This window comes from uncultured Winogradskyella sp., assembly GCF_947498005.1.
In the GTDB taxonomy this organism is placed as follows: Bacteria; Bacteroidota; Bacteroidia; order Flavobacteriales; family Flavobacteriaceae; genus Winogradskyella.
The window spans coordinates 105,495-128,969 of record NZ_CANMIW010000005.1 but is presented as its reverse complement, the minus strand read 5'-3'; the positions used below and the strand labels follow the sequence as shown (position 1 = coordinate 128,969).

Here is a 23,475-nt window from a genome sequence, read left to right as displayed (position 1 = left end):
TATCAGTAATAATTATTAATCGTGGTTATGACCTTCGTGACCTGGCTGCGTAGACGACTTTCTTGGAGCGGCAGATGCATCAGTAGACAAAGGGTTAATAGTTGCCTTACCTGCTTTTTGAGCTGGTGTAGCTGCTTTAGCTGGTGCATTTGGATCTGCTTGTACAGATGCAGAAATCTTTACAATCTCTTTACCACTTTCTGTATTGGTAGTCATTGTAATTGACTTAGATACTTTACCATTACCTTTTCCGTTGAATTTTACAGCAAACTCACCTGTTTCTCCTGGCGCAACTTCTTTTGTCCAGTTAGATGGTACTGTACATCCACATGTACTTTTTATATTACTTACAACTAATAATGAATTACCTGTATTAGTGTACTTAAAAGTTGTTTCAACTGGTGTTCCGTTTTCAATAGAACCAAAGTCATGTTCCTTTTTATCTAATGATATTACCGGAAAATCTCCTGCATTAGCATCTCTTTCTGCTGCAACAGCAATATTTTCAGTTTTAATTTTACTTGCTGCATCTTCTTTACAAGATGTAAAAGCGACCATACATAATGCACTAAGTCCTAAGATTACTTTTTTCATTATTTTATTTTTTAAATTAAAATTTATTTTAAGCACGCGAAGTTAATGAATAATTTAATCAATTAAAATTTTTAGGTATTACTTAACAGTATTTTGTACGTAATAACTTACTTTAAAAGTGATTTTAACCTAGAAATCTTCAAAAATTGCTTAATTATTTAATTTTTTTATCAGATTCTCATCAATTAGCCAACCCTATTATTCATTGTAAAGACTACATTAAGCCTCTTCCTGATTTAAGATGAATGTTATCTGCTTGATATTCCTTCACGATTTTATCTAAAATACCATTGATAAACAAACTACTTTTTGGGGTAGAATACTCCTTAGCAATTTCTAAATATTCATTTATGGTTACTTTAGTTGGTATAGATGGGAACTTCTGAAACTCGCAAATAGCCATTTTCAGTAATAAACCGTCAATACTAGCTAAACGCTCACTATCCCAATTCGTTGTTTTGGTAGAGATTTCTTCTGCAAATTTGGTATTATTTAAAAATGTTTTTTGAAATAATTCCTTTGCAAATTCTAAATCCTCGTCATCTTTATACAAGTCTGGTAACAAAGCTGTTTCTGGTGAAGTAAGCTTTAACTTTCTCAAAATTCTAAGAATTGCAGTATTTACAACTGGCATATCATCTACCCAAGTCAACTTTTTATCTTCAAAAAAATCAAAAAGTTTTTCATTGGGTGCTATAATATCTGTGAAAATATCAATAACAAAGTGTTTGTCTTTTTTAAAACTACTGTCTTCATCAATACAGTAATCTCTATATAATTCACTCTTTAAAATTTCTTTAAATAGAATGTCTACATATTCAAAATCCAAATGCCAATAATTGAGTTTACTATTAGCAATTGCTTCTTGTAACATAGTGTTACTACTTATAAGATGTAATAATTGGTTTTCTTGAAACTTGTAATTTAAGTTCTTGTCAGCTTCTGTCTTAACGAGTTTATTTTTAATTTTTTCGTTATAATCTTTACTCTTTTTATGTAACTCAGTAAATAAAGCTAATTGCGCAAGGTATAAATCATACATGCTATCTAAACTGTGAAGCAAAAACTTTTGTTCCTTTAATAAATTATCACTTTCAGTGCCTTTAAAAGCATACATAGATTGCATAACTTTTATTCTTATATGTCTTCGGTTTAGCATGTGTAAGAACTTACTTGATTTTGGTTGTTAAAAAAGGTGAACCTATTAAGATTCACCTTGCAAAAGTACTATTAATTAATTTTTATTTCAGAATTAAAATAAGACTATTTTGAATTTTCTTGCTTTCTTGTTTCAATTCTGTCTTTGGCAATATTAAATGCGGCATTATGAGTAGTAATGTCATTAATTTTAGCATTATCTAATATCTCTAATGTGGTATTGTAAATATTCTCCGTTTTACGCATTATTTCCTGTCTACCGTAATTCTCTAATTCAGCATATACATTAATAATTCCACCAGCATTGATTAAAAAATCTGGCGCATAAACAATACCTCTTTCTTTTAAAATTAAGCCATGCTTCTTTTCTTCTGCCAATTGGTTATTTGCAGCACCTGCTACTATTTTGGCTTTTAACTTATAAATGGTATCATCATTAATGGTAGCTCCTAATGCACAAGGTGCGTAGATATCCATATCTTCACTGTAAATATCGTTTCCGTTGTATATAGACACACCATATCTATCTCTAACCTCCTCTAAACGCTCCATGCTGATATCATCAATGATTACGTTTGCGCCTTCATTCATTAAATGCTCTACAAGCCCTTCACCTACATTCCCTATGCCTTGAACAATAATTTTCTTGTCTTCTAAAACATCTGATCCAAATTGAAATTTGGCAGCCGCTTTCATTCCCATAAAAACACCATAAGCAGTAATTGGAGATGGATTACCTGCACCACCTTTACTTTCTGATATTCCTGTTACGTATGGTGTTACTTCTCTAACCGTATCCATATCTTCCGTAGCCATCCCAACATCTTCTGCTGTAATATAACGTCCGCTTAAAGAATGAACAAACTCACCAAAACGTCTCATTAATTCTGGAGTTTTCTGAGTTTTGGCATCACCAATAATTACGGCTTTACCTCCACCTAGATTTAAACCCGTTATTGCAGACTTAAACGTCATACCACGCGACAAACGCAATACATCATTGAGAGCTTCCCATTCGTTGGCATAATTCCACATTCTAGTTCCACCTAAAGCAGGACCTAAAACTGTATTATGAATTCCGATTATAGCTTTTAAACCAGTATCTTTGTCATTGCAAAAAACAATTTGCTCATGATCGTCAAAAGAATGTTGTCCAAAAACAGGATCCATTTTCTTTAAATCTTTCGAATTTATAATTTCTGATGTCATTTTGATATTTAGATTTAAGGGTGTTTCAAGATATTCTAAAAACAGCGTGCAAAAATAAATTATTAATAGAGGATTAGCAAAATATTAACTAATAAATACGATTATCGTAATACTTTTGACCTACTAAATACAACATGAAAGCACTAAAACACCTCAATAAATACTTTTACAAATACAGATCGCGCTTAATAATTGGTGTCATAATAACCATAGTTTCAAAGATTTTCGCGCTTTTTACACCTCGTTTGGTTGGAGCCTCCATCAATATTGTTTCTGATCGTTTAGACGGAAAACTTACGCAAGAGGTTTTTAAAACCGAAATTTTAACAAACGTTTTATACATTGTTGGCGCAGCAATTATGGCTGGTATTTTTACATTTTTAATGCGCCAGACCATAATTAATGTATCTCGTTATATAGAATATGACCTTAAAAACGAAATCTATAAGCATTACCAAATCCTTTCCCTAAACTTTTACAAGTCTAATAGAACTGGTGATTTAATGAATAGAATCAGTGAAGATGTTGGTAAAGTAAGAATGTATGTAGGTCCTGCATTAATGTACACTATTAATACCATTACTTTATTTGCTGTTGCAATAATCTACATGGTAGACCGATCGCCTTCGTTAACGTTATATACCTTACTACCTCTACCAATTCTATCTATTGCGATATATAAATTGAGTCGATTAATAAATAAGCGAAGCACTATTGTACAACAATCACTTTCTACACTTTCTACCTATTCTCAAGAAACATTTAGTGGTGTATCTGTTATAAAGTCTTATGGCATAGAAAACCCTACGAATAATGAATTTGAGAAACTGTCTATTGAAAACCGTGAGAAACAAATAAATTTAACGAAAGTGCAAGCATTGTTCTTCCCAATGATGATTTTACTTATTGGTATTAGTAATCTAATTGTGATTTACATTGGTGGAATGAAATATATGAATGGGGAAATTGAAAACATAGGAACCATTGCTGAATTTATTATATACGTGAATATGTTAACTTGGCCAGTTGCAACTGTAGGTTGGGTAACATCTTTAGTGCAACAAGCGGAAGCATCTCAAGAACGCATCAATGAGTTTTTAAAAACAGAACCAGAAATTAAGAACAATACTGAAGCACTCACACCGATAAAGGGCGATATTGAATTTAAAAATGTGTCATTTACATATCCAGACACCAATATACAGGCTTTAAAAGATGTTAGTTTTACTTTAAAATCTGGTAATACCTTAGCCATTTTAGGAAAAACAGGTTCAGGAAAATCTACAATTCTAGACTTAATAGGTCGATTATATGATATTGATAAAGGATCTATTCTGGTAGATGATACACTTATTTCAGAATTAAACGTGTTTAGTTTAAGAGAGCATATTGGTTATGTGCCACAAGATGCCTTTTTATTTTCAGATACAATAAAAAACAATATTAAATTTGGTAAAGAAGATGCTACCGATGTTGAAGTTATAGAAGCAGCCAAAAACGCCAAAGTCCATAAAAACATTATTGGCTTTACTAAAGGTTATGATACTATTTTGGGCGAACGCGGAATAACGCTTTCTGGAGGACAAAAGCAACGTGTATCTATTGCAAGAGCAATTATAAAGAAACCAGATATACTTTTGTTTGATGATTGCCTATCTGCTGTAGACACTGAAACCGAAGAAAAGATTCTCAAAAATCTTAAAAAGCTCACAAAGGATAAAACTACAATTATTGTGAGTCATCGTGTATCTTCAGCTAAAAACGCTGATCACATAATTGTATTAGATGATGGAAAAATTATTGAGTCTGGTAACCATGAAAGTCTTATCAGTTCTAACGGATACTATAAAGAAATATACACCAAACAACGCTCAGAAAAAGAAATGTAATTATTTGTTGCTTAGGTTACTTTTTTTTTAGATTTTTGGATTGAAATTATAAAAATATTGAGTTATGAGTGGTTATGAAATGATGGACAAAGAAGAAATTTATTCTAAAGTATTACGTGCTGGGAGAAGAACCTATTTCTTTGATGTAAGAGCTACAAAAGCTGGTGATTATTATTTAACAATTACTGAAAGCAAAAAGTTCACAAATGATGATGGATCATTCCATTATAAAAAGCACAAAATCTACTTATACAAAGAAGATTTTAATGAGTTTAGAGATATCTTAGCCGAAATGACGGATTATATTATAAACGAAAAAGGTCAGGAAGTAATCAGCGAACGTCACCAAAAAGACTTTAAACGTGAAGATGATTTTGTAGCACAAGAAGCTAAAACTCCAGAAGACACAAATACAGATAGTTTTACAGATATTAGTTTTGACGATATCTAGAAGACAATCTTTATAAATAGTATTAAACCTTAGCTCCTTTAGTTAAGGTTTTTTTTGTTTTTAAGCTTTCTATATTTCATTCAAATTAATTTGTAATCACTAAGAAACGACTGCTCCATTTTTAACCTTATTTTCAGGATGTAATAAAAACACATCATTTTCCTTCACTGCTCCAACCACTAAACATTCGCTCATAAACTTTGCAATCTGCTTTTTAGGGAAATTAACGACCGCAACAACTTGCCTATTTAGTAAGTCTTCCTTTGTGTAAAGTGATGTAATCTGTGCTGAAGATTTTTTTACACCTAATGCACCAAAATCTATACTCAATTGGTAAGCAGGCCTATGTGCTTCAGGAAAATCTTTGATTTCTACAATTGTGCCAATACGCAAATCTACCTTTGTAAAGTCTTCGTAAGTTATTATCTTTTCCATTCTTTAAAATTAATAAATATAACTGATAAAAAAAATGGCTCGTACAGAATCCAATATGTTACCACTTGGCACAAAAGCACCAGATTTTACCCTTATAGATACGGTTGATAATTCCAAAAAATCATTAAATGAATTAAAAGGACTTAACGGAACTTTGGTGTTTTTTATATGCAATCATTGCCCATTTGTCATTCATATCAACGGAGAACTTGCTCAATTAGCTAAAGACTACATTTCTAAAGGTGTAAACTGTATCGCAATTTCTAGTAATGATATTGTAAACTATCCGCAAGACAGACCGGAATTAATGCAAAAAAATGCCATAGACAACGATTTTATCTTTCCATATTTATATGATGAAACTCAAGCTGTCGCTAAAGCCTATGATGCCGCTTGTACTCCAGATTTCTTCTTGTTTGATAACGATTTAAAGCTCGTTTACACAGGTCAGTTAGACGACTCAAGACCAGGAAACGGAATTCCTGTAACAGGAAAAGGCATTAGAAACGCAATAGAAGCTTTAATAAATAATCACAGTGTAGACACTAACCAAAAACCAAGTATGGGTTGCGGCATTAAGTGGAAATAACGACAAAATGAATACTGTCTGTTTTAAATATAATTTTTTTTTCAAATGGTTGATTTTAAAAATATAGGAAATAATACCATTGACTTAGCAGATTTCAAAATGAAATGGCGCTTCACTGATTCAAACTATAACCTTTTACCAAACGTACACTTAGAGCAATTAAAGCCGTTGAATAAGAATGCATCAAATTTTTTATGGCACCACATTCAATCTGTTCAACTTCATTCCGATTTTCCTTTTAAGAAAGGCTTTTTTAAAACTATTGATAAGGTTAAAATTTTGGAGGATAATGAAACTATAATTAAAAAATGGTTATTTCATCGTGGCTTGTCATTTCAAAAAAAGGTTTATTTATCATGGCAACCTGATGAAGCAATGGTCGTCCCATGGAAAATTTTAATCAAATATTTTGATGATTTCTTTTATGATGGATCAGATGATTTAACGGTTATAGATGAATCTCTTAATTGGGCATTATTGTTCTATCATGAATCTGAAATATACTTTGGAACAAACGAAAAATACATATCTTCAAATAGTTTAGATTCAATAATTAACAATGATTCTTTATTCTAATTTTTAATTAACTCATCCTTTTAAATTCCAATTTTAAGCTAAAGTATTCGATATATTTTTTAATTTTAACTCACTGAAAACCAAACACAATTATGAAGAATATTTTTGACAAAGCCGTTACAGACGAAGTAATTGAACGAATAAATAAACTTAGCCCAGAAACTCAACCCAATTGGGGAAAGATGTCTGTAGATCAAATGTTAGCACACTGTTCTGTGACTTACGAGTTAGACTTTGAAGACAAGCACCCAAAACCAAAAGGCCTGATGAAATGGGTACTAAAAACCTTTATCAAAAAAGTTGTGGTTAGTGAAAAGCCATATAAGAAAAATAGCCGTACAGCTCCTGAATTTATTATCACTAGTGAAAAAGAGTTTAATACAGAGAAAGAACGATTAACAGGCTATATTACTAAAGTTCAAGCTTTAGGGAGTAATCATTATGACCAGAAAGAAAGTCATTCCTTTGGGAAATTATCAGTTACAGAATGGAACAATATGTTTTACAAACATTTAGATCATCATTTAACCCAATTTGGAGTTTAAAGGAATTAATAAAAACCAATGAAATATTTAATTATCATCTTTATTCTTTGCTTTTCTACTTCTCATATAAATGGACAAAGCAAAAATGATATTGTCATTGGTAAAATTGATCTAATAGAATCTAAAATTTTAAATGAACAAAGAAGAATCTTGGTTCATGTGCCAGAAGACCTTACACATCCTAATTATAAAAAAAAATCTTATCCTGTTGTATATCTTTTAGATGGTGATGCACATTTTTATTCTTTGGTTGGTATGATTAAACAACTAAGCTCTGTCAATGGAAACACCGTTTTGCCTAGAATGATTATTGTTGGTATCTCAAACACCAATAGAATGAGAGACCTAACGCCTACAAAAGGAGAACGCCCAAATTCTGGAGGTGGAGAAAACTTTATGTCTTTCATTAAAAACGAATTAATACCTTATATAGATTCAAATTATCCAACCATTGATTACCGAACTATTATTGGGCATTCATTAGGCGGATTAACCGTAATGAATACTTTACTACATCAACCTGAATTGTTCAATGCTTATGTCGCTATTGATCCTTCCATGTGGTATAACAATGAAAACTTACTTCATAAAATTAAAACATCTCCATTTGATTCTAATTACCAGAGCAAAACGCTTTTTTTAGGCATTGCAAATACAATGCAAAAAGACATGGATACTATTCTCGTAAAAAAGGATACAACCACTTCCACTAGACATATACGTGCTATTCTAAAACTTAATACGTTTTTAAATAAGGATTCAGAAAAGAACCTGACTTTTAAAAGCAAATATTATGAAGATGATGATCATGGTTCTGTGCCACTAATTACAGAATACGATGCATTACGTTTTATTTTTAAGTTTCATAGATTTAAACTTCATCGTTCAGATTACTTAAATCCTGAAATTGATCTCGTTGCTAAAGTCGAAGAATATTACAAATCATTATCTGAAGGCTTTGGACTAGAAATGAAACCAGATGAGGAATACGTGAATAACTTAGGCTACCAATTATTGGATAATAATGCCTTTAAAAAATCTGAAGAAATCTTTAAATTAAATATTAAAAACTATCCAGATAGTTTTAATGTTTACGATTCAATAGGCGATTTATACATGGCTATTGGTGATAAAGAAAAAGCGATTGAAAATTTCAAAAAGTCAGTATCTCTAAATGAAAAATCCTATTCTAAAGCTAAATTATTAGAATTGGAAAAGGAATAATACGCTACTCTTACTCCTTTCTGTATAAACTTGGTAAACTTATTTTAAATTTTACTGCAATTAATCTCACAAAAATGACCACCAAACCTGCAATGATAAAAGAGTAATTTTCATCCCCTAAAACACGTCTTAAAATAAAATAGGTTAATCCTCCCAAAATACAAGCCGTAGCATATATTTCTTTTCTAAAAACCACTGGGATTTCATTACATAATATATCTCTAAGCACACCTCCAAAACAAGCTGTCATAGTTCCTAGCGCTATACATATTATAGGATGCAAACCAGCAATGAGTCCAGTTTCTATACCAACAACAGTATAAAGTGCAATACCAATAGTATCAAATAAAAATAGCGATTTACGCAGATAGCCTATCTGTTTTCTAAAGATCACTGCGAAAACAACTGAGCCAAATATTACATATACAAAGGTCATGTTCTTCATCCAAGAGACAGGCTCAATACCAATCATTACATCACGTAACGTGCCTCCTCCTGCTGCAGTAACAAACGCTATAATTAATACACCAAACGGATCCATACGTTTATTCATAGCAATTAAAACGCCCGAAATTGCAAAAGCTATGGTTCCTAAAATGTCTATGGTTTGAAAAAACATGAATTATAAATTTAACTAAGACTATTCTATCATTGTTAGCAATGAATTATATTTACTCAACTCTAATTCACAAATAGAAAAAGTGATTGTCTAACTACATATTTTGAGTGTAATAATTGTAATCTTTTAAAATTGTATCTATAAACTGAACATCATATAACTTAGATTCTATCTTAAGCGTATCACAAATCTTATTCTTTAAAATAGTTAGCGTTTTAAAATCATTATTCTTTTTAGAGATTGTAAACGCATCTTTAATTATTCTAACATCCTTATCGGTTAACTGCGTTACATTACTAAAAACAGGCTCATAGTCGTCATTAACATCTTCAAGAATTGTGCTTGTAATTCTGTGTTTTTTCTTTACGCTAATAACCACAGTACCTGCGGCCGCATCGCCAACACGCTGCTTTTTATCTGATAATAGAATACTTAATACACCTATAGATGGCGAAAAAATCCACAAATCTACAATTCTAAGCATCCAACGAACAAAAAAATTATACCATTGCGTTGGTGAACCATCTACACTTACCACTTTAATTTTAAGAATCATTTTTCCGACCGTTTGTCCTCCAAAAAATATATTGCAAAGCACCGAATAAAATAAAGCTGGCAAAGTAAATAAGCCAAGAAAACCACGTCTTGTCCAACTATCTGCATCAAAGATTTCGGATACTGAGATTAAATTCTCAATAATGGTCATGTAAGTAATTAAAATGATGCCATCTATTAAGAAAGCGACTACACGTTCTCCTAAACCAATTAACTTATAATCTAAGTTAACATTTTGTGCCGTGTTAATTGCTAATTTGCTCATGGAAATGTATATTCGTTTCTAATTAAAAATGATTTATGCGCGAAGCGTCTTTCGTGAAGCAAAATAAGGAAAAATGGATTGGTTTTGAAAACGCATTAGAAAATAATGCAAAAATAAATCCGGATGACTTAGCTTCTTACTATATTCAACTTACTAATGATTTGTCTTATGCTCAGACGTACTATCCTGGGAGTAAGACCTTATTGTATTTAAACTCATTAGCCTCACAAGCGCATCAAAAAATATATATTACCAAAAAAGAATCTAAAAATAAGATCATTGCGTTTTGGCGCGATGAGTTTCCTTTATTCTTTTATCAATATCATAAAACGTTATTGTATACGTTTCTAATTTTTATGGCAGCCGTTACTATTGGTGCTGTTTCTACCTTAAATGACGATTCTTTTATTAGACTCATATTAGGTGATGGCTATGTAAATATGACTTTAGAAAATATTGAAAAAGGCGAACCAATGGCTGTTTATAAAAGCGGAAGTAATATAGGATCGTTTTTGGGTATTACCATAAACAATATTAGAGTTGCCATAATAGCATTTGCCTGTGGCGCCATTTTTAGTGTTGGTACTGTTTATGTTTTATTTAGTAATGGAATTATGCTTGGTGCATTTATTACCTTTTTTTACAACCATGGTATTTTAGAAAAAACATCTACTGTTTGGTTACACGGAACTATAGAGATTTCTGTAATTGTAATTGCCGGCTGCGCTGGTTTAGTTATGGGCAATAGTTTTTTATTTCCTAAAACTTATGCCAGACGTGTCGCTTTTATGAAAGGTGCTAAAGACGGCTTAAAAATAGTAGTTAGCACCATTCCATTTTTTATCATCGCTGGTTTTATTGAAGGTTTTATAACGCGCTATGGAGAACAAATGCCTTGGTATATTGCCTATGGTATTATATTTTCATCTTTATTCTTAATCGTTTATTATTATATAATTTATCCAATTGCGCTGAACAAAGCTAGTAGAATAAAATCTGTTAATTTTAATCCCAAATCCCAAATAATGTGAACGAAAAATATATTGAACTAAGAACAAGAAGTACGTTTGGTGATATTATTAATACTTACTTTTTATTTCTAAAACATAATTTTAAATCATACACTAATCTTTATTTAAGATATAATGCCATTAGCATCATACTTACACTAATTAGCTCTTATTTATTAGTGACTGGCTTTATGGGATTGGCTAGTCAAGATTTTAGATTTGGTATGGGATCAAATGTGGCCACTGATAGTTATTTAATTGCTGGTGCAGTTATTCTATTTTTAATCATTTTTATAACCTCTTTAATTAATTATAGTTTTTCTAGTGCCTACGTAGCAGATTACGTTAAAAACGATGGTGTAGTAGAGTCTAGTCGCATCTGGAAAAGTATAATAAACAGCATTGGAACCATCATAGTTTTTATTTTAATAGGAGGCCTCATTGTCCTTGCCTATTTTATTATTTCTATGGTATTAGCATTTATTCCACTTCTTGGAATGTTAGCTCAATATGGCTTAAACTTTACGCTTTCTGCCGTTTTTGGCTTAACATTTATGTCTATATTTTCTACAGGAAAAGGTGTTGGTGAAGCATTATCTGAAGGATTTAGTTTTACCATGTCTAATTTTTGGCGTATTGTTTTATACGGTTTGGTAATTGGTATTCTTAATACTATGATTACTATGCTTATCATCTCAATTCCTAGTGTTATAATTGGTATATACGTCTATTTCACAGTAGAAAGCAATGTAGATTTAATGACAAGCACATTTGCAACTTTAGTTTTCACTTTAGGTTTTGCTGCATTTCTATTATCATTTATATATACGCAAGCCTTATCACAGTTGTCTTATGGTGTTTTATACTACAATCTTAACGAAGTAAAATACAACCTATTTCTTCAAAAGAAAATCGATCAAATTGGTGTTAATGAATAAACATCAATTTAGACATATTAGCACATTTATAATATCCGCTTTTGGTTCTACTTTATTGTGGGCTCAAGACGCTGTTGTTAAAAAGGATTCTTCAAATATAGATGTGACCTATTTTAAGGAGAATTTCAAAGAAAATTACACTGGTGATGATTTTAACTATGCCATAAATGATACAGGTGGTATTAATTTAATGCAACGTGTTTTAAGAAAATTTTTCAACTGGTTAGGTGATGTCTTCGGATTTGATATTGACTTTATCGATTATCAAACCTTAGAATATATAGTTTACGGATTATTAGGCATCATTGTATTGTATCTTCTCATAAAATTCTTGCTAGAAAACCCAGTGCGTTCCGTATTTAAAACAGAAACTGCAGCCATAGATGGATTTAGTTATGTGGAAGAAAATATTGAACAAATAGATTTTGACCTGCTCATTTCAAAGGCATTAAAAAACAATAATTATAGACTTGCAACACGTTACCTGTACTTAAAATCATTAAAATCTCTAGCCAATAAAAAAGTGATAGAATGGCATTACGAGAAAACAAACACCGATTATTTAAATGAAATAAAGGATAATCAACTCAAATCATTATTTAAACGTGTATCTTATATATACGATTATGTTTGGTATGGAGAATTTCCTATTGACGAGGTTAGTTATAATAAAAACAAAGCCGATTTTAATCAACTTATAAAAACAACAAAACATGGATAAGCGTTCTAAAATTGCGCTATATATCATTGGCGCTGTGATTGTTTTTATGATGATTGCAGAAATTACCAAACCAAAAGCATTAAATTGGCAAGATTCATTTTCGGCTGCAGATAAAATTCCATTAGGTTGTTATGTGATTTTTAATGAATTAGACACATTTTCTGAAGATGACGTTCTGGTTTCAAAAAATACGATTTATGAATATCTAAAAACCGAAGAATTCTCCCAACCTAAGTCTTTAATCTTTATCAATAACCACATCAATTTTGGAAGAGAAGAATCTAAAACCTTATTAAAATTTGTAGAAGATGGTAATACCGTTTTTATAAGTAGCATCTATTTCTATGGTAATGTATTAGATACGTTAAATGTTAGTGTACAGCGTCAGTACACCAATATTTATAAGAAAGAAGGCGATAATAAATTTACAAGCCCAAGTTTACAAGCTAATAACAGAAGATTCAAAGATGTTATTGAAAATAGTTTTTTTGAATCTATAGATACATTAAAAACTACAGTCTTAGGGACATTGACAACGCAAAACGAAGACGATATTGGAGAAACGCATCCAAACTTCGTAAAAGTTGATTACGGAGAAAATAATGGTCAATTTATTTTACACACTAATCCATTTGCTTTTACCAATTATCACCTTTTAAACGATAAGGAAGATTATGCCGCAACCGTTTTATCTTACTTACCAAAACAGCAAATTATTTGGGATAACAACTATAAATCTGGTCGAAAGGTAATTACAAGTCCGTTGCGTTATATTTTAAATAATACGGCTTTAAAATGGGCATTTTATATTAGCATGTTTGGACTAATACTTTTTGTTGTTTTTAGAGGAAAACGCACACAACGCATCATTCCTGTGATTAAAAAACTAGATAATGCAACTGTAGATTTTACAAGAACTATTGGCGAATTGTATTACCAACATGGCGATTTTACGAATATTATAGAAAAGAAAATTCAATACTTTTTAGATTTTGTAAGAACCAATTACTACTTAGAAACCAATCAATTTAACTCTGGTTTTATTGATAAATTGGCCGCAAAATCTAGCAACTCAAAAGAAGACACAAAAGCATTGGTAGATTACCTTGTCTTTTTAAAATCGAAAAAACAGCATACAGAGCAAGAGCTCATAGAATTGAATAAAAAAATAGAACATTTTAAACGAACATAAGTTATTATGGAAGATCAAAATACACCATCATCAGAACATTTAGATGACAACGTACCAAGTGAAGAAAACACAGTTAACGATGCTAATGCTTTAAATGAAATAAAAGAAGAAACTACAGCTCCTGTTTCTGAAGGTTTTCAAAGCCGAATTGATTTACAACCACTACAAAATAGTGTTGAAGATATTAAAAGGGAAATCGCAAAATTCATAGTTGGTCAAAATGAAATGATTGAGCTTTTAATCATTTCTATTTTAACTAATGGGCATTCTTTAATTGAAGGTGTTCCTGGTGTTGCCAAAACGGTCACAGCTAAAATGTTAGCCAAAACGATGGCTGTAGATTTTAGCAGAATACAATTCACGCCAGATTTAATGCCTAGTGATATTCTCGGAACCTCTATTTTTAATGTAAAGTCGAGTGAATTTGAATATAAAAAGGGACCAATTTTTTCTAACATTGTATTAATTGATGAAATTAACAGAGCACCTGCAAAAACGCAAGCAGCTTTGTTTGAAGTCATGGCTGAACGACAAATTACCATGGATGGTACGCGTTATGACATGGAATTGCCATTCTTAGTTTTCGCAACGCAAAACCCAATTGAGCAAGAAGGAACTTACCGTTTACCAGAAGCGCAACTAGACCGTTTTCTATTTAAAATTGAAGTGAATTACCCATCTTTAGAGGATGAAATTCAGATTTTGGTAGATAATCATTCACGTCAAGACAAAATGGATTTTGATTCAATAAAAGCCGTATTGTCTGCTGAAGCCATAAAGAATTATCAGAACCTAATTAAGCAAATAGTTGTTGAAGATAACCTCATAAATTACATCGCTGCAATTGTAAATAATACCAGAACAAATGCAAACCTTTATTTAGGTGCTTCACCAAGAGCGTCTATTGCAATTTTAAATGCAGCAAAAGCAAATGCCGCAATTAATGGTAGAGATTTTGTAACACCAGATGACATAAAACGTTGTACTAAAGCGGTTTTAAAACACAGATTGGTACTAACACCAGAACGCGAAATGGAAGCATTTACCGTAGATAAAGTTGTAGATCAAATCCTTGAAACCATAGAGATTCCGAGATAGTGAAACGCTTTTTTAAACATACTTATTTAACCTTTCGGTTTTTTGTTGTTGCCATGATTATGGTAGCACTTTTCATCCTTGCTTATATATATCCTGGTTTATTAAGTGTTGTAACTTTTCTATTTTTTATTGCTATAGGCTTAGTCATTATTGATTTAATCTTGTTATTCAAGCAGAAAGGGATTTCAGCGTCTAGAATTCTGCCCGAAAAATTAAGTAATGGTGATGATAATCCTATAGAATTAACCATTCAGAATGACTATAATTTTAAAGCAGATTTACAATTAATTGACGAAATGCCTTTTCAGTATCAAAAGCGCGATTTCGAAATTAACACACAACTCAGTAAACACAATAAAAAGAAAATAACCTACACTTTAAGACCATTAGAACGTGGCGAATATTACTTTGGCAATCTCAACGTTTACGTTAATTCGCCAATTAGTTTAGTAACACGACGTTTTCAGTTTGCAAAAGATGCTATGGTGCCTAACTATCCATCGTTTTTACAATTGCGAAAATATATGCTCTTAGCGTTTTCTAATAAACTGTTTGAATACGGCTTGAAGAAAATTCGCAGAATTGGCCACACCATGGAGTTTGAGCAAATTAAGGATTATGTTAATGGTGATGATATTAGAAATATTAACTGGAAAGCGACAGCTAAGCGCAACCAACTCATGGTTAATCAGTTTCAAGACGAACGTTCACAACCTATTTATTCGGTTATAGATAAAGGTCGCGCTATGAAAATGCCGTTTGATGGATTAAGTTTATTGGATTATGCAATTAACGCCACATTAGTTATTAGTAATGTGGCATTAAAAAAGCAAGACAAAGCTGGTATGTTTACCTTTTCTCGTAAGGTTGAAAATAAAGTAGCTGCAGAGAGACGACCATCGCAGATGAACAAAATTCTAGAAACATTGTATAACGTAAATACTGATTTTTCTGAATCTGATTTTTCAAGATTATATATTGATGTAAAACGAAGCCTTACACAACGTGGTCTACTTCTGCTCTACACTAATTTTGAAACTTTAGATGCACTACATCGTCAATTACCATATTTAAAAGCCATAGCGAAGAATCATCTTTTAGTTGTTATCTTTTTTGAAAACACCGAATTACAAAAATTAACTAAAGTTGAAGCCGACAATACATTTGATATTTTTCAGAAAACCGTTGCTGAGAAATTTATGTACGAAAAGAAATTAATTGTCAACGAGCTTCAAAAACATGGTATTCAATCTATTTTAACTGCTCCAGAGCATTTAACAATTAATACAATTAATAAGTATTTAGAGATTAAAGCTAGAGGATTGTTGTAGAACATTTGTAACTTTATTAAAAACTTAATAAAATGAAAAGGAGTTTAATAAAAATGTTTACCATCATACTTTTTATTTCTCTTTTGGTAAGTTTTATTTGCTATCGAAGTGGCTATTTTTACAAACAAAATGAATCAAATTCAAATGAAACCAATAATCCTATGGATTCAATTGTAAAAATAGAAACCATATCTTCTTCAAAATCATTAATATTAGTTGACCATTATAAAAAAAAGGACACAACCATTAAAGACACATTAGTCAATATTAAACCACTTATTTACAGTTCTAAATCTGGTATTATCCTTAGCACAGAAGATTTATACCTACTAAGTAAAGATAGTATTTCAATCGATTCAATGGATGTCAAATGATAAATAATGACATTTGGGATATCATATTAGTTACAGTACTAAGCTATCTTTTTCTTAGTCTAGTATTCATTCCAATGGAAAAAGTGTTTCCAGCAAAAAAAGGGCAAAAAATTTTTCGTCCAAACTGGTTCTTAGATTTCTGCTTTTTTATTGGTCAATATATCGTTTGGAGCAGTTTAGTATTATGGACAATTAATTATTTTGGTGAATCTTTATCTGGTTTAGTACCAAAAAAAATTCAAACATTTATATCGTTTCAACCATTTATTCTGCAAGTTCTTAGTGTTTTAATTTTGAGTGATTTCTTAATTTATTGTGGTCATAGGTTACAGCATAAAGTCGATTTTTTATGGCGATTTCACAAAGTTCATCATAGCGCAAAACACTTAGACTGGTTAGCCTCGCACCGAGAACATCCATTAGATTCAATTTATACAATTGGGCTTATTAATTTACCTGCTTATCTATTAGGTTTTCCTTTAGAATCCATTGCAGGAATTATTGCTTTTAGGGGTATTTGGGCAATATATATACATTCTAATGTAAGATTACCACTTGGTCCACTTAGAATTTTAATTGGTGCTCCAGAATTACATCATTGGCACCACGATTTAGATAGAAGAGCTGGTAACTATGCTAATATATCTCCAATTATGGATAAACTATTTGGAACATATGTTTGCCCGCTGCATGAACCTAAAGCTTATGGAATTAAAGAGGAAACATCAAACACATACCTTGGACAACTAATAGAACCTTTACTGCCAAATCGAATATGGCAAAGCGTTAAAAAGTATTTTAATTAAAAAATATTACATCTCATCCTATTAAAAATACAATTCAGTAAATTGAAATTTAGAAACTGAGATATTATTTAGACATTTGAATCATCAACAAAAAAGAACAGTTTCACATTAACCATTAAATCAATTTTATTATGAAAAATTTATTTTTAACATTCGCACTTGTATTAACTACATTATTCAGTTTTGCCCAAGATAAAAGTTCTACCATCACAGTTACCATAGATAATGTTACGAGTGATAAAGGAACCGTAAAATTATCGCTTCATACGGCTGACACATTTATGAAAGGTAAAGGTTTAATGACCGCAGAATCTGAAATTAAAGACGGAAAAATAACTGTTACTTTTGAAAATGTTGAATCTGGAGATTATGCTATTATTGCATTTCATGATGCTAATAGTAATGATAAAATGGATTTTAGAGATAACGGAATGCCTTTAGAATCTTACGGAGTTTCTAATAACTCTATGTCTTTTGGGCCACCAAATTATGATGACGCAAAATTTACAGTTGCAGACAAAGATTTAGAGTTAAATATTAGATTCTAACAATCACAACATCAATCAAAATGTAAAGAAAAAAGTCATTAAGCAATTAATGGCTTTTTTTATGTCTAATTACCAGTACAATCTAAACAAGATATTTGGAGTTATACCTAATGAATATTTTTCAATGCGTTCAATAGAATCATCTAAACTATTATTACCTCTATATTCTCTGCTAATTAAGTTATTCCGATTATAAATATTTCTAATTGACAAACCTATTTTTCCTCGTAAGTTATTTTGTTCAGAGAATTTAAAACTATAAGTTGATGAAAAATCTAAGCGATGATAATTTGGCAACTCACCATTATTAATACCATCATTAAATGTTAAACCATCATCACTTTCATCAGATTTAGTATAAGGTTTTCCGGTTTGCCATTTCCAACCCAAAGCCAATTGAAACTTATTTAACTTATAACTTAAAGCCGTTGAGACCGCGTGTGTAGCATTAGATTTAGACTTAAAGTCTCTACTGTCATTAAGATTTTCAAAATTACTTATAGACCTATTATATGAATAACTCAGCCAAGTATTAATGTTATTAAATCGCTTTTTTGCAAATACATCAACACCAAAAACACGTTGTTTTCCAATGTTAAAATTGCTGTTTTCAGGATTTAAAAACCCTAAAGACAACGCTGTTATATTTTTAAGTTTCTTGTAATAAGCATCTACATCAATACTTAAATTACTCTTATTATAAATTAATCCTGCAGAAACATGTTGGCTATTGATTATAGGAAATTCATCACCATCTGCTAATCGCCAAAGTCTATTTTCTAATGACAAATCACTTAAAATAGTTTCATCAATTTCGCTAATAATCTGGTTTTTGATTTCGGCAGTTGCTTGTAATTTTAGATGCTTAAAAACAGGTTTTAGCAACTGTAATCTTGGCTCTAATCTTACAGCATCCAATTGTTTAAAATAGCTAGAACGTAAACCAACAATGACATCAAAAAGTTTTGGGTTTTTATACGCGTAGCTACCATATAAACTATGAGATTCAATAACACTTTTTTCTTCGTCTAAAATAAATGATACGTTTGTGGTATTTAAAAATGCAAAAGCGACATCCTTTAAAGTGTATTGAAAACCTAAAGAAATCGCACTTTTAGGAGCTAAGTCTAAGTTTAATTCTGAAACGATACCAGAATCGAATATAATATTCCGTTTATCAAAATCTGAAACGTGTTCATTATCCTCTCTTGTTATATAATTATAGTTAAGTTGATAATCAGAAAAGAATGCCGTTGTTGTCTGCGATAGTTTTTTGTTCCAGTTTATTGTCCAGCCTAAACCATAACCGTAGTTATTCATTTTTAATTTATCACTGTATGTGGCATTATTTTCGGAATCATTAAACCTATAATCGAGTTCATTTTCAATTGAAATAAGACTCACATAGAAGGCATTATTTTTATTTGGTTTAAAGTTCAGTTTTAAATTATAATCTAAAAAAGAAAACGCATTGGCTCCATCATTAGAATCTTCAATTTTGGTACCATCAAAAACCTTGTCGGTTAATTGATTGAATGTAAACGTTTCATAAACATCTGCATAGCTGCGCCTAAATGACGCTTGAATATTCATTTTCTCTTTAATCACAGGAATATCTAGCAAAACATCACCAGCAATACCATTAAAACCAATTTCGGCTTTCAACTTATTTGGAATTTCAGAAAGAGACGTCATATCTATAACGCTAGATAAGCGTTCGCCATAACGTGCATGAGTGCCTTTATTTATAAATTTTATATTAGAGGTTACATTTGGGTTTAATGGCGAAATCATTCCAAAAAGATGACCTCTGTGATAAATGGTAATGCCATCCCAAATAAGTCTATTTTGGTCTGAAGCACCTCCACGAACAAAAAAACTTGTTGCGGTTTCATTAGGACTTAAAACACCTGGTAATAGTTGAATACTTTCTAAAACATCTGGCTCTGTAAGGCCTGGCAAAATACCTAATTTTATAGGTTTAATAATATATGAGCCATCACTGCGTTTTTCTATGCCTCGCGTTAAATAACTCCGAATTAATACTTTATCTAGGGCATTAAATTTTAAATCTTCTTCTGCCACCTGATTGATAATTATATAGCGATCATTAATAATCTTATAATCAAAACCGACGTGTTCTTTTAAAGCATCTAAAACTTCTAAAAGCGTTCGCTTTTTTCTGGTAATTGTTATTCGTTTCCCTATGAAATCATCGTCTTTATAGGATAACAAAACATTATAAGTGTCTTCAATTCTAGTAAACGTCTCCGCAACATCTTCGTTATTACAAGCTATATAAAAAGCCTCTTCTTGAGAAAAGGCTAGTAATGGGAGTAACATTAGAACAAAGATATTGATTAACCTCATATTTAATATCTAAGATTAATGTTACGGTTTTCTTTTTCAGAATATTTTATGTCTAGAGTTTCAAAAACAGTTTGTAATGCTACTTTAAGATTATTGTGTGGAAAACCGCCTGTAAACACTACAGAATCGTCAATTTCTATTGTATTGAAAGTTATATTATATTGCTTTTCTAAAGCTGAAATGACATATTTTACTGGTACACTTCTAAATGTACTCTCGCCTTCTATCCATGTTGGTTTTATATGTTGAACAAAATTAGATGTAGCAGGAAGCCCATTTAATTTCTGTACAGTTTGCGATGGCAATAACACATGCTCTGACACATCAATTTTAACAGCAACCTTACCTTCGTAACAAACGACATCAAAATAAGATCCATCAGATATAACATTAAATTGTGTTCCTAAAACAGTTACATTACCATTTATTGTTTTTACTGTAAACGTGTTTCCTTTTTCTACCTTAAAATACGCTTCGCCTTCTAGGTTGACAATTCTTTGTTCTGCCCAACTTTCCTTATTGTAAGATACTTTTGATCTGGAGTTAATAATCACTTCAGAGCCATCTAATAATGCTATCGTTTTTTGCTCGCCAAATCCTGTTTCTATAGAAACATTATCGTTATCTAACAAAAAGAATAAACCAAAAAACAATACTACAGATGCCGCTGCAGCAATTGACCAATATTTTTTTAATGGTCTAACTTTAGGTTCCTCAGTTTTAATACGATCTTGAATTTTAGAAAAAGATTCATCAATTGGTGCTTCTAGTTGCTCATAGACTTCAATACCTTTTCTAATTTTAGAAAAGGCATCAAAATCAACACTACTAACTAATTCTTTTAGCTGATTGTCTGATAAATCACCAGCTAACCATTTTGCTAAATAAACATCTTTATTTGTATTTTCTTTTTCCATGATATTCTATAACTAAGACAACTTTAAAAACTAAAACCCTACTTCTATTATAAAAAATTAAACATTTCCTATTTTTTCGCGCATTACAACTAAAGCAAGATGCATTCTTTTCTCAACAGCCTTTACCGAAATATTAAGTTGCTCTGCTATGTCTTTATATTTTTTCTTTTCAATTCTATTTAGTAAAAAAACTTCGCGTTGTTTATCTGGTAGAGTTGCTATGGTTGCTTCTAATTTCTCCATAAACTCTTTTTCTAACAGTATAAACTCAGGAGACTCATTGTTATCAATTTTATTAAATTGCTTTGTGTAATTGTCTTTTACTTTTTGATGTTTTATGTCATTTAAAAACATATTATGTGCAGTACTGAAAAGGTAACTTTTTACCTTGTCGTAATTAACATTACTACAATTGCTCCATAATTTCACAAAGGTTTCTTGTAATATATCTTCTGCCTTGTCTGCATCTTGTGTTTTAAAAAACAAAAATCGCCTAATGGATTTAGCATACGTATTGTATATTAACTCAAAGGTTTTAGAAAGACAAATATTACGATTACTTTTAGACATTGATATACAATTAATTCAACGTCAAAACTATAAAAAAAATAGTTTTAGAAAAAAGTAGGGTTTTTAAAATTTGAGTTGTCTTACGGTTGATTGACCTCGATAATTTATTTTAACTTTTTAATTCCAACACCAATGAAAACGTTTAAACTTACTATTTTGAGTCTTGCTATGATACTTTTGGTATTCACAGCTTGTACCAACAACGAACCTGTAATCGAGGAACAACAAACCACTGAAGAAAGTGAGTCAATTACCACTACACTTGATCAATTACGAGCACAATTTGATGATAGCGGCAACGTATCTCAATTTAATAATCCGGCTGGAAATATTGTCTTAGATTTTTGTTTCGATTTTGTGTACCCTTTAACCTTAGCCTATAATAATGGAACTACCGTTTCAATCTCAGATTTAGATGGCTTAATAGATGTAATGCTAAATTCTAATGATAATTTATTTATAAACGGTATCGCATTTCCTTTTAATGTAGAAATTTATAATGAGTCTACCAATAGCATAGAGATTGCAACAATAACTAATGAAAGTGAATTTACATCATTAATTGAATCATGCGATTTTAACACAGCTGGTCCTTGTGAATGTTTTGAAGTTTACGATCCTGTCTGCGTAGAAATCACGAATCCTAATGGAGATACTTTTATTGTAACTTATTCTAACGAATGTTTTGCTGCTTGTGATGGCTTTACTTCAGATGATTTTGTTGAAAACTGTGAAGAAGACTACAATAGCACAAATAATCAGTGTTTTAGCTTAAATTTCCCGGTTTCAGTAATTATTGATGGTAATACCACAATTGAAGTTAACTCTGAAGCAGAATTGAACACTACACTTTATAACGTTTATGATTTTGATTTTATATATCCTATTTCAGTGACCTTAGAAAACGGAAATATAGTAGATGTGACAAGTTCTGAGGAATTAGAAGGTATTATAACAAATTGTTTTGGATGCCCTTGTCCTGCCAATGTTAATCCAGTATGCGTAGAAGTAATTGATACAAGTGGTAATATTCTAACAGTTTCATATAACAATGCTTGTTTAGCACTTTGTGATGGTTATACGGAAGCTGATTTTGTGGCCTGTAATTCTGGAAATCCATTATGTTTACCAAGTGCAATCACAACTGCTCTAGTAGAAAATTCAGGTTGGACAGTAAGTAATATTAATGGTTCTCAAGATTTGAATGGTTATGAAATTTCATTTAATGCTGACGGCTCTTTACAATGGACATCTGATGGAAATACGTTTTCAGGCACATGGTCTGCAGTAGAAAATCCTATTTCTGGTAATATGTTGTCATTGAGTTTTTCTGGCCCAGACTTGCAACAAGCAACAGGTCAATGGATGGTTGTAGATTGCGATTTACCTTGCTCAATTTCTCTGCTACTAACCAATGGAGACGTAATGGAACTAAGCAGATCTTGTAATTAATTAAAATAATATCAAAAAAAATCCCTTCAAACATAAATT

Annotated in this window: 25 protein-coding genes; 16 read left to right on the top strand and 9 right to left on the bottom strand. The window is 31.1% G+C overall.

Translation table 11 applies throughout. The features are described 5' to 3' along the window. Positions 1-15: 15 nt before the first annotated feature. The 3 genes from Q0891_RS10635 to Q0891_RS10625 all read right to left on the bottom strand — a co-directional run bounded on the left by Q0891_RS10635 (position 16) and on the right by Q0891_RS10625 (position 2,961). Entirely contained in the window at positions 16-594 is a 579-nt protein-coding gene (locus Q0891_RS10635) for a DUF1573 domain-containing protein (protein WP_299101486.1), read from the bottom strand. 214 nt (positions 595-808) lie between these two features. Beyond that, the gene (gene nusB, locus Q0891_RS10630; RefSeq protein ID WP_299101484.1) at positions 809-1,720 is read right to left on the bottom strand and encodes a transcription antitermination factor NusB; all 912 of its coding nucleotides are present in this window, start codon (positions 1,718-1,720) and stop codon (positions 809-811) included. A 137-nt stretch (positions 1,721-1,857) separates the two neighbouring features. Then, on the bottom strand, positions 1,858-2,961 hold the full coding sequence (locus Q0891_RS10625) for a Glu/Leu/Phe/Val dehydrogenase (RefSeq protein ID WP_299101482.1): 1,104 nt from the start codon (positions 2,959-2,961) through the stop codon (positions 1,858-1,860). 134 nt (positions 2,962-3,095) lie between these two features. On the opposite strand from Q0891_RS10625, the gene Q0891_RS10620 reads away from it, so the two are divergent. Together Q0891_RS10620 and Q0891_RS10615 are read left to right on the top strand one after the other, a co-directional pair. Next, a complete protein-coding gene (locus Q0891_RS10620; protein ID WP_299101480.1) occupies positions 3,096-4,850 on the top strand; it encodes an ABC transporter ATP-binding protein in 1,755 nt (584 codons plus the stop codon). Positions 4,851-4,914: 64 nt separating this feature from the next. After that, positions 4,915-5,301, top strand: a complete 387-nt coding sequence (locus Q0891_RS10615; RefSeq protein WP_299101478.1) for a PUR family DNA/RNA-binding protein — start codon at positions 4,915-4,917, stop codon at positions 5,299-5,301. Positions 5,302-5,400: 99 nt separating this feature from the next. Here the strand turns inward: Q0891_RS10615 and Q0891_RS10610 are convergent, their stop codons facing one another. Next, positions 5,401-5,736 (bottom strand): tRNA-binding protein, encoded by a 336-nt coding sequence (locus tag Q0891_RS10610; protein WP_299101476.1) that lies wholly within the window; start codon positions 5,734-5,736, stop codon positions 5,401-5,403. Between the two features lie 34 nt (positions 5,737-5,770). Here Q0891_RS10610 and Q0891_RS10605 point away from each other — a divergent pair, with 34 nt between their 5' ends. The 4 genes from Q0891_RS10605 to Q0891_RS10590 all read left to right on the top strand — a co-directional run bounded on the left by Q0891_RS10605 (position 5,771) and on the right by Q0891_RS10590 (position 8,670). Continuing rightward, a complete protein-coding gene (locus Q0891_RS10605; RefSeq protein ID WP_299101474.1) occupies positions 5,771-6,325 on the top strand; it encodes a thioredoxin family protein in 555 nt (184 codons plus the stop codon). A gap of 45 nt (positions 6,326-6,370) precedes the next feature. After that, a complete protein-coding gene (locus Q0891_RS10600; RefSeq protein ID WP_299101472.1) occupies positions 6,371-6,901 on the top strand; it encodes a hypothetical protein in 531 nt (176 codons plus the stop codon). Positions 6,902-6,993: 92 nt separating this feature from the next. Continuing rightward, on the top strand, positions 6,994-7,446 hold the full coding sequence (locus tag Q0891_RS10595; RefSeq protein WP_299101470.1) for a DUF1569 domain-containing protein: 453 nt from the start codon (positions 6,994-6,996) through the stop codon (positions 7,444-7,446). Positions 7,447-7,464: 18 nt separating this feature from the next. Beyond that, a complete protein-coding gene (locus tag Q0891_RS10590) occupies positions 7,465-8,670 on the top strand; it encodes an alpha/beta hydrolase-fold protein (RefSeq protein ID WP_299101468.1) in 1,206 nt (401 codons plus the stop codon). Positions 8,671-8,680: 10 nt separating this feature from the next. On the opposite strand, the gene Q0891_RS10585 is transcribed toward Q0891_RS10590, so the two are convergent. Together Q0891_RS10585 and Q0891_RS10580 are read right to left on the bottom strand one after the other, a co-directional pair. Then, the gene (locus Q0891_RS10585; protein WP_299101466.1) at positions 8,681-9,289 is read right to left on the bottom strand and encodes a trimeric intracellular cation channel family protein; all 609 of its coding nucleotides are present in this window, start codon (positions 9,287-9,289) and stop codon (positions 8,681-8,683) included. 94 nt (positions 9,290-9,383) lie between these two features. Then, entirely contained in the window at positions 9,384-10,109 is a 726-nt protein-coding gene (locus tag Q0891_RS10580; protein ID WP_299101464.1) for an RDD family protein, read from the bottom strand. A 35-nt stretch (positions 10,110-10,144) separates the two neighbouring features. Here Q0891_RS10580 and Q0891_RS10575 point away from each other — a divergent pair, with 35 nt between their 5' ends. The 9 genes from Q0891_RS10575 (at position 10,145) to Q0891_RS10535 (ending at position 18,127) form a co-directional block, all read left to right on the top strand. Next, positions 10,145-11,140 (top strand): stage II sporulation protein M, encoded by a 996-nt coding sequence (locus Q0891_RS10575; protein ID WP_299101462.1) that lies wholly within the window; start codon positions 10,145-10,147, stop codon positions 11,138-11,140. After that, positions 11,137-12,057, top strand: a complete 921-nt coding sequence (locus Q0891_RS10570) for a hypothetical protein (protein WP_299101460.1) — start codon at positions 11,137-11,139, stop codon at positions 12,055-12,057. The genes Q0891_RS10575 and Q0891_RS10570 overlap by 4 nt, the downstream gene beginning before the upstream one ends. Beyond that, positions 12,050-12,778, top strand: coding sequence for a hypothetical protein (locus Q0891_RS10565; protein WP_299101458.1), 729 nt, complete (start codon positions 12,050-12,052; stop codon positions 12,776-12,778). The genes Q0891_RS10570 and Q0891_RS10565 overlap by 8 nt, the downstream gene beginning before the upstream one ends. After that, entirely contained in the window at positions 12,771-13,970 is a 1,200-nt protein-coding gene (locus Q0891_RS10560) for a DUF4350 domain-containing protein (RefSeq protein WP_299101456.1), read from the top strand. The genes Q0891_RS10565 and Q0891_RS10560 overlap by 8 nt, the downstream gene beginning before the upstream one ends. Positions 13,971-13,976: 6 nt before the next feature. Further along, positions 13,977-15,068: a MoxR family ATPase gene (locus Q0891_RS10555; RefSeq protein WP_299101454.1), complete on the top strand. Its 1,092-nt coding sequence runs from the start codon at positions 13,977-13,979 to the stop codon at positions 15,066-15,068. A gap of 59 nt (positions 15,069-15,127) precedes the next feature. Next, complete coding sequence (locus Q0891_RS10550) at positions 15,128-16,399, top strand: DUF58 domain-containing protein (protein WP_299101452.1); 1,272 nt, start codon at positions 15,128-15,130, stop codon at positions 16,397-16,399. 32 nt (positions 16,400-16,431) lie between these two features. Continuing rightward, positions 16,432-16,773 (top strand): hypothetical protein, encoded by a 342-nt coding sequence (locus Q0891_RS10545; protein ID WP_299101450.1) that lies wholly within the window; start codon positions 16,432-16,434, stop codon positions 16,771-16,773. A gap of 74 nt (positions 16,774-16,847) precedes the next feature. Further along, positions 16,848-17,579, top strand: a complete 732-nt coding sequence (locus Q0891_RS10540; RefSeq protein WP_299101448.1) for a sterol desaturase family protein — start codon at positions 16,848-16,850, stop codon at positions 17,577-17,579. Positions 17,580-17,710: 131 nt separating this feature from the next. Continuing rightward, a complete protein-coding gene (locus Q0891_RS10535; RefSeq protein ID WP_299101447.1) occupies positions 17,711-18,127 on the top strand; it encodes a DUF2141 domain-containing protein in 417 nt (138 codons plus the stop codon). A 69-nt stretch (positions 18,128-18,196) separates the two neighbouring features. Here Q0891_RS10535 and Q0891_RS10530 read toward each other — a convergent pair whose 3' ends face one another. The 3 genes from Q0891_RS10530 to Q0891_RS10520 are packed head-to-tail and all read right to left on the bottom strand — an operon-like array spanning position 18,197 to position 21,984. Continuing rightward, positions 18,197-20,470, bottom strand: a complete 2,274-nt coding sequence (locus tag Q0891_RS10530; RefSeq protein WP_299101445.1) for a TonB-dependent receptor — start codon at positions 20,468-20,470, stop codon at positions 18,197-18,199. 29 nt (positions 20,471-20,499) lie between these two features. After that, positions 20,500-21,414: a FecR family protein gene (locus Q0891_RS10525; RefSeq protein ID WP_299101443.1), complete on the bottom strand. Its 915-nt coding sequence runs from the start codon at positions 21,412-21,414 to the stop codon at positions 20,500-20,502. Positions 21,415-21,471: 57 nt separating this feature from the next. After that, positions 21,472-21,984 (bottom strand): RNA polymerase sigma factor, encoded by a 513-nt coding sequence (locus Q0891_RS10520; RefSeq protein ID WP_299101441.1) that lies wholly within the window; start codon positions 21,982-21,984, stop codon positions 21,472-21,474. Positions 21,985-22,116: 132 nt separating this feature from the next. Between Q0891_RS10520 and Q0891_RS10515 the strand changes: the two genes are divergently transcribed. Continuing rightward, positions 22,117-23,436 carry a hypothetical protein gene (locus tag Q0891_RS10515; RefSeq protein WP_299101439.1) on the top strand — a complete coding sequence of 440 codons (1,320 nt, stop codon included), beginning with the start codon at positions 22,117-22,119 and terminating at the stop codon, positions 23,434-23,436. Positions 23,437-23,475: the final 39 nt, after the last annotated feature.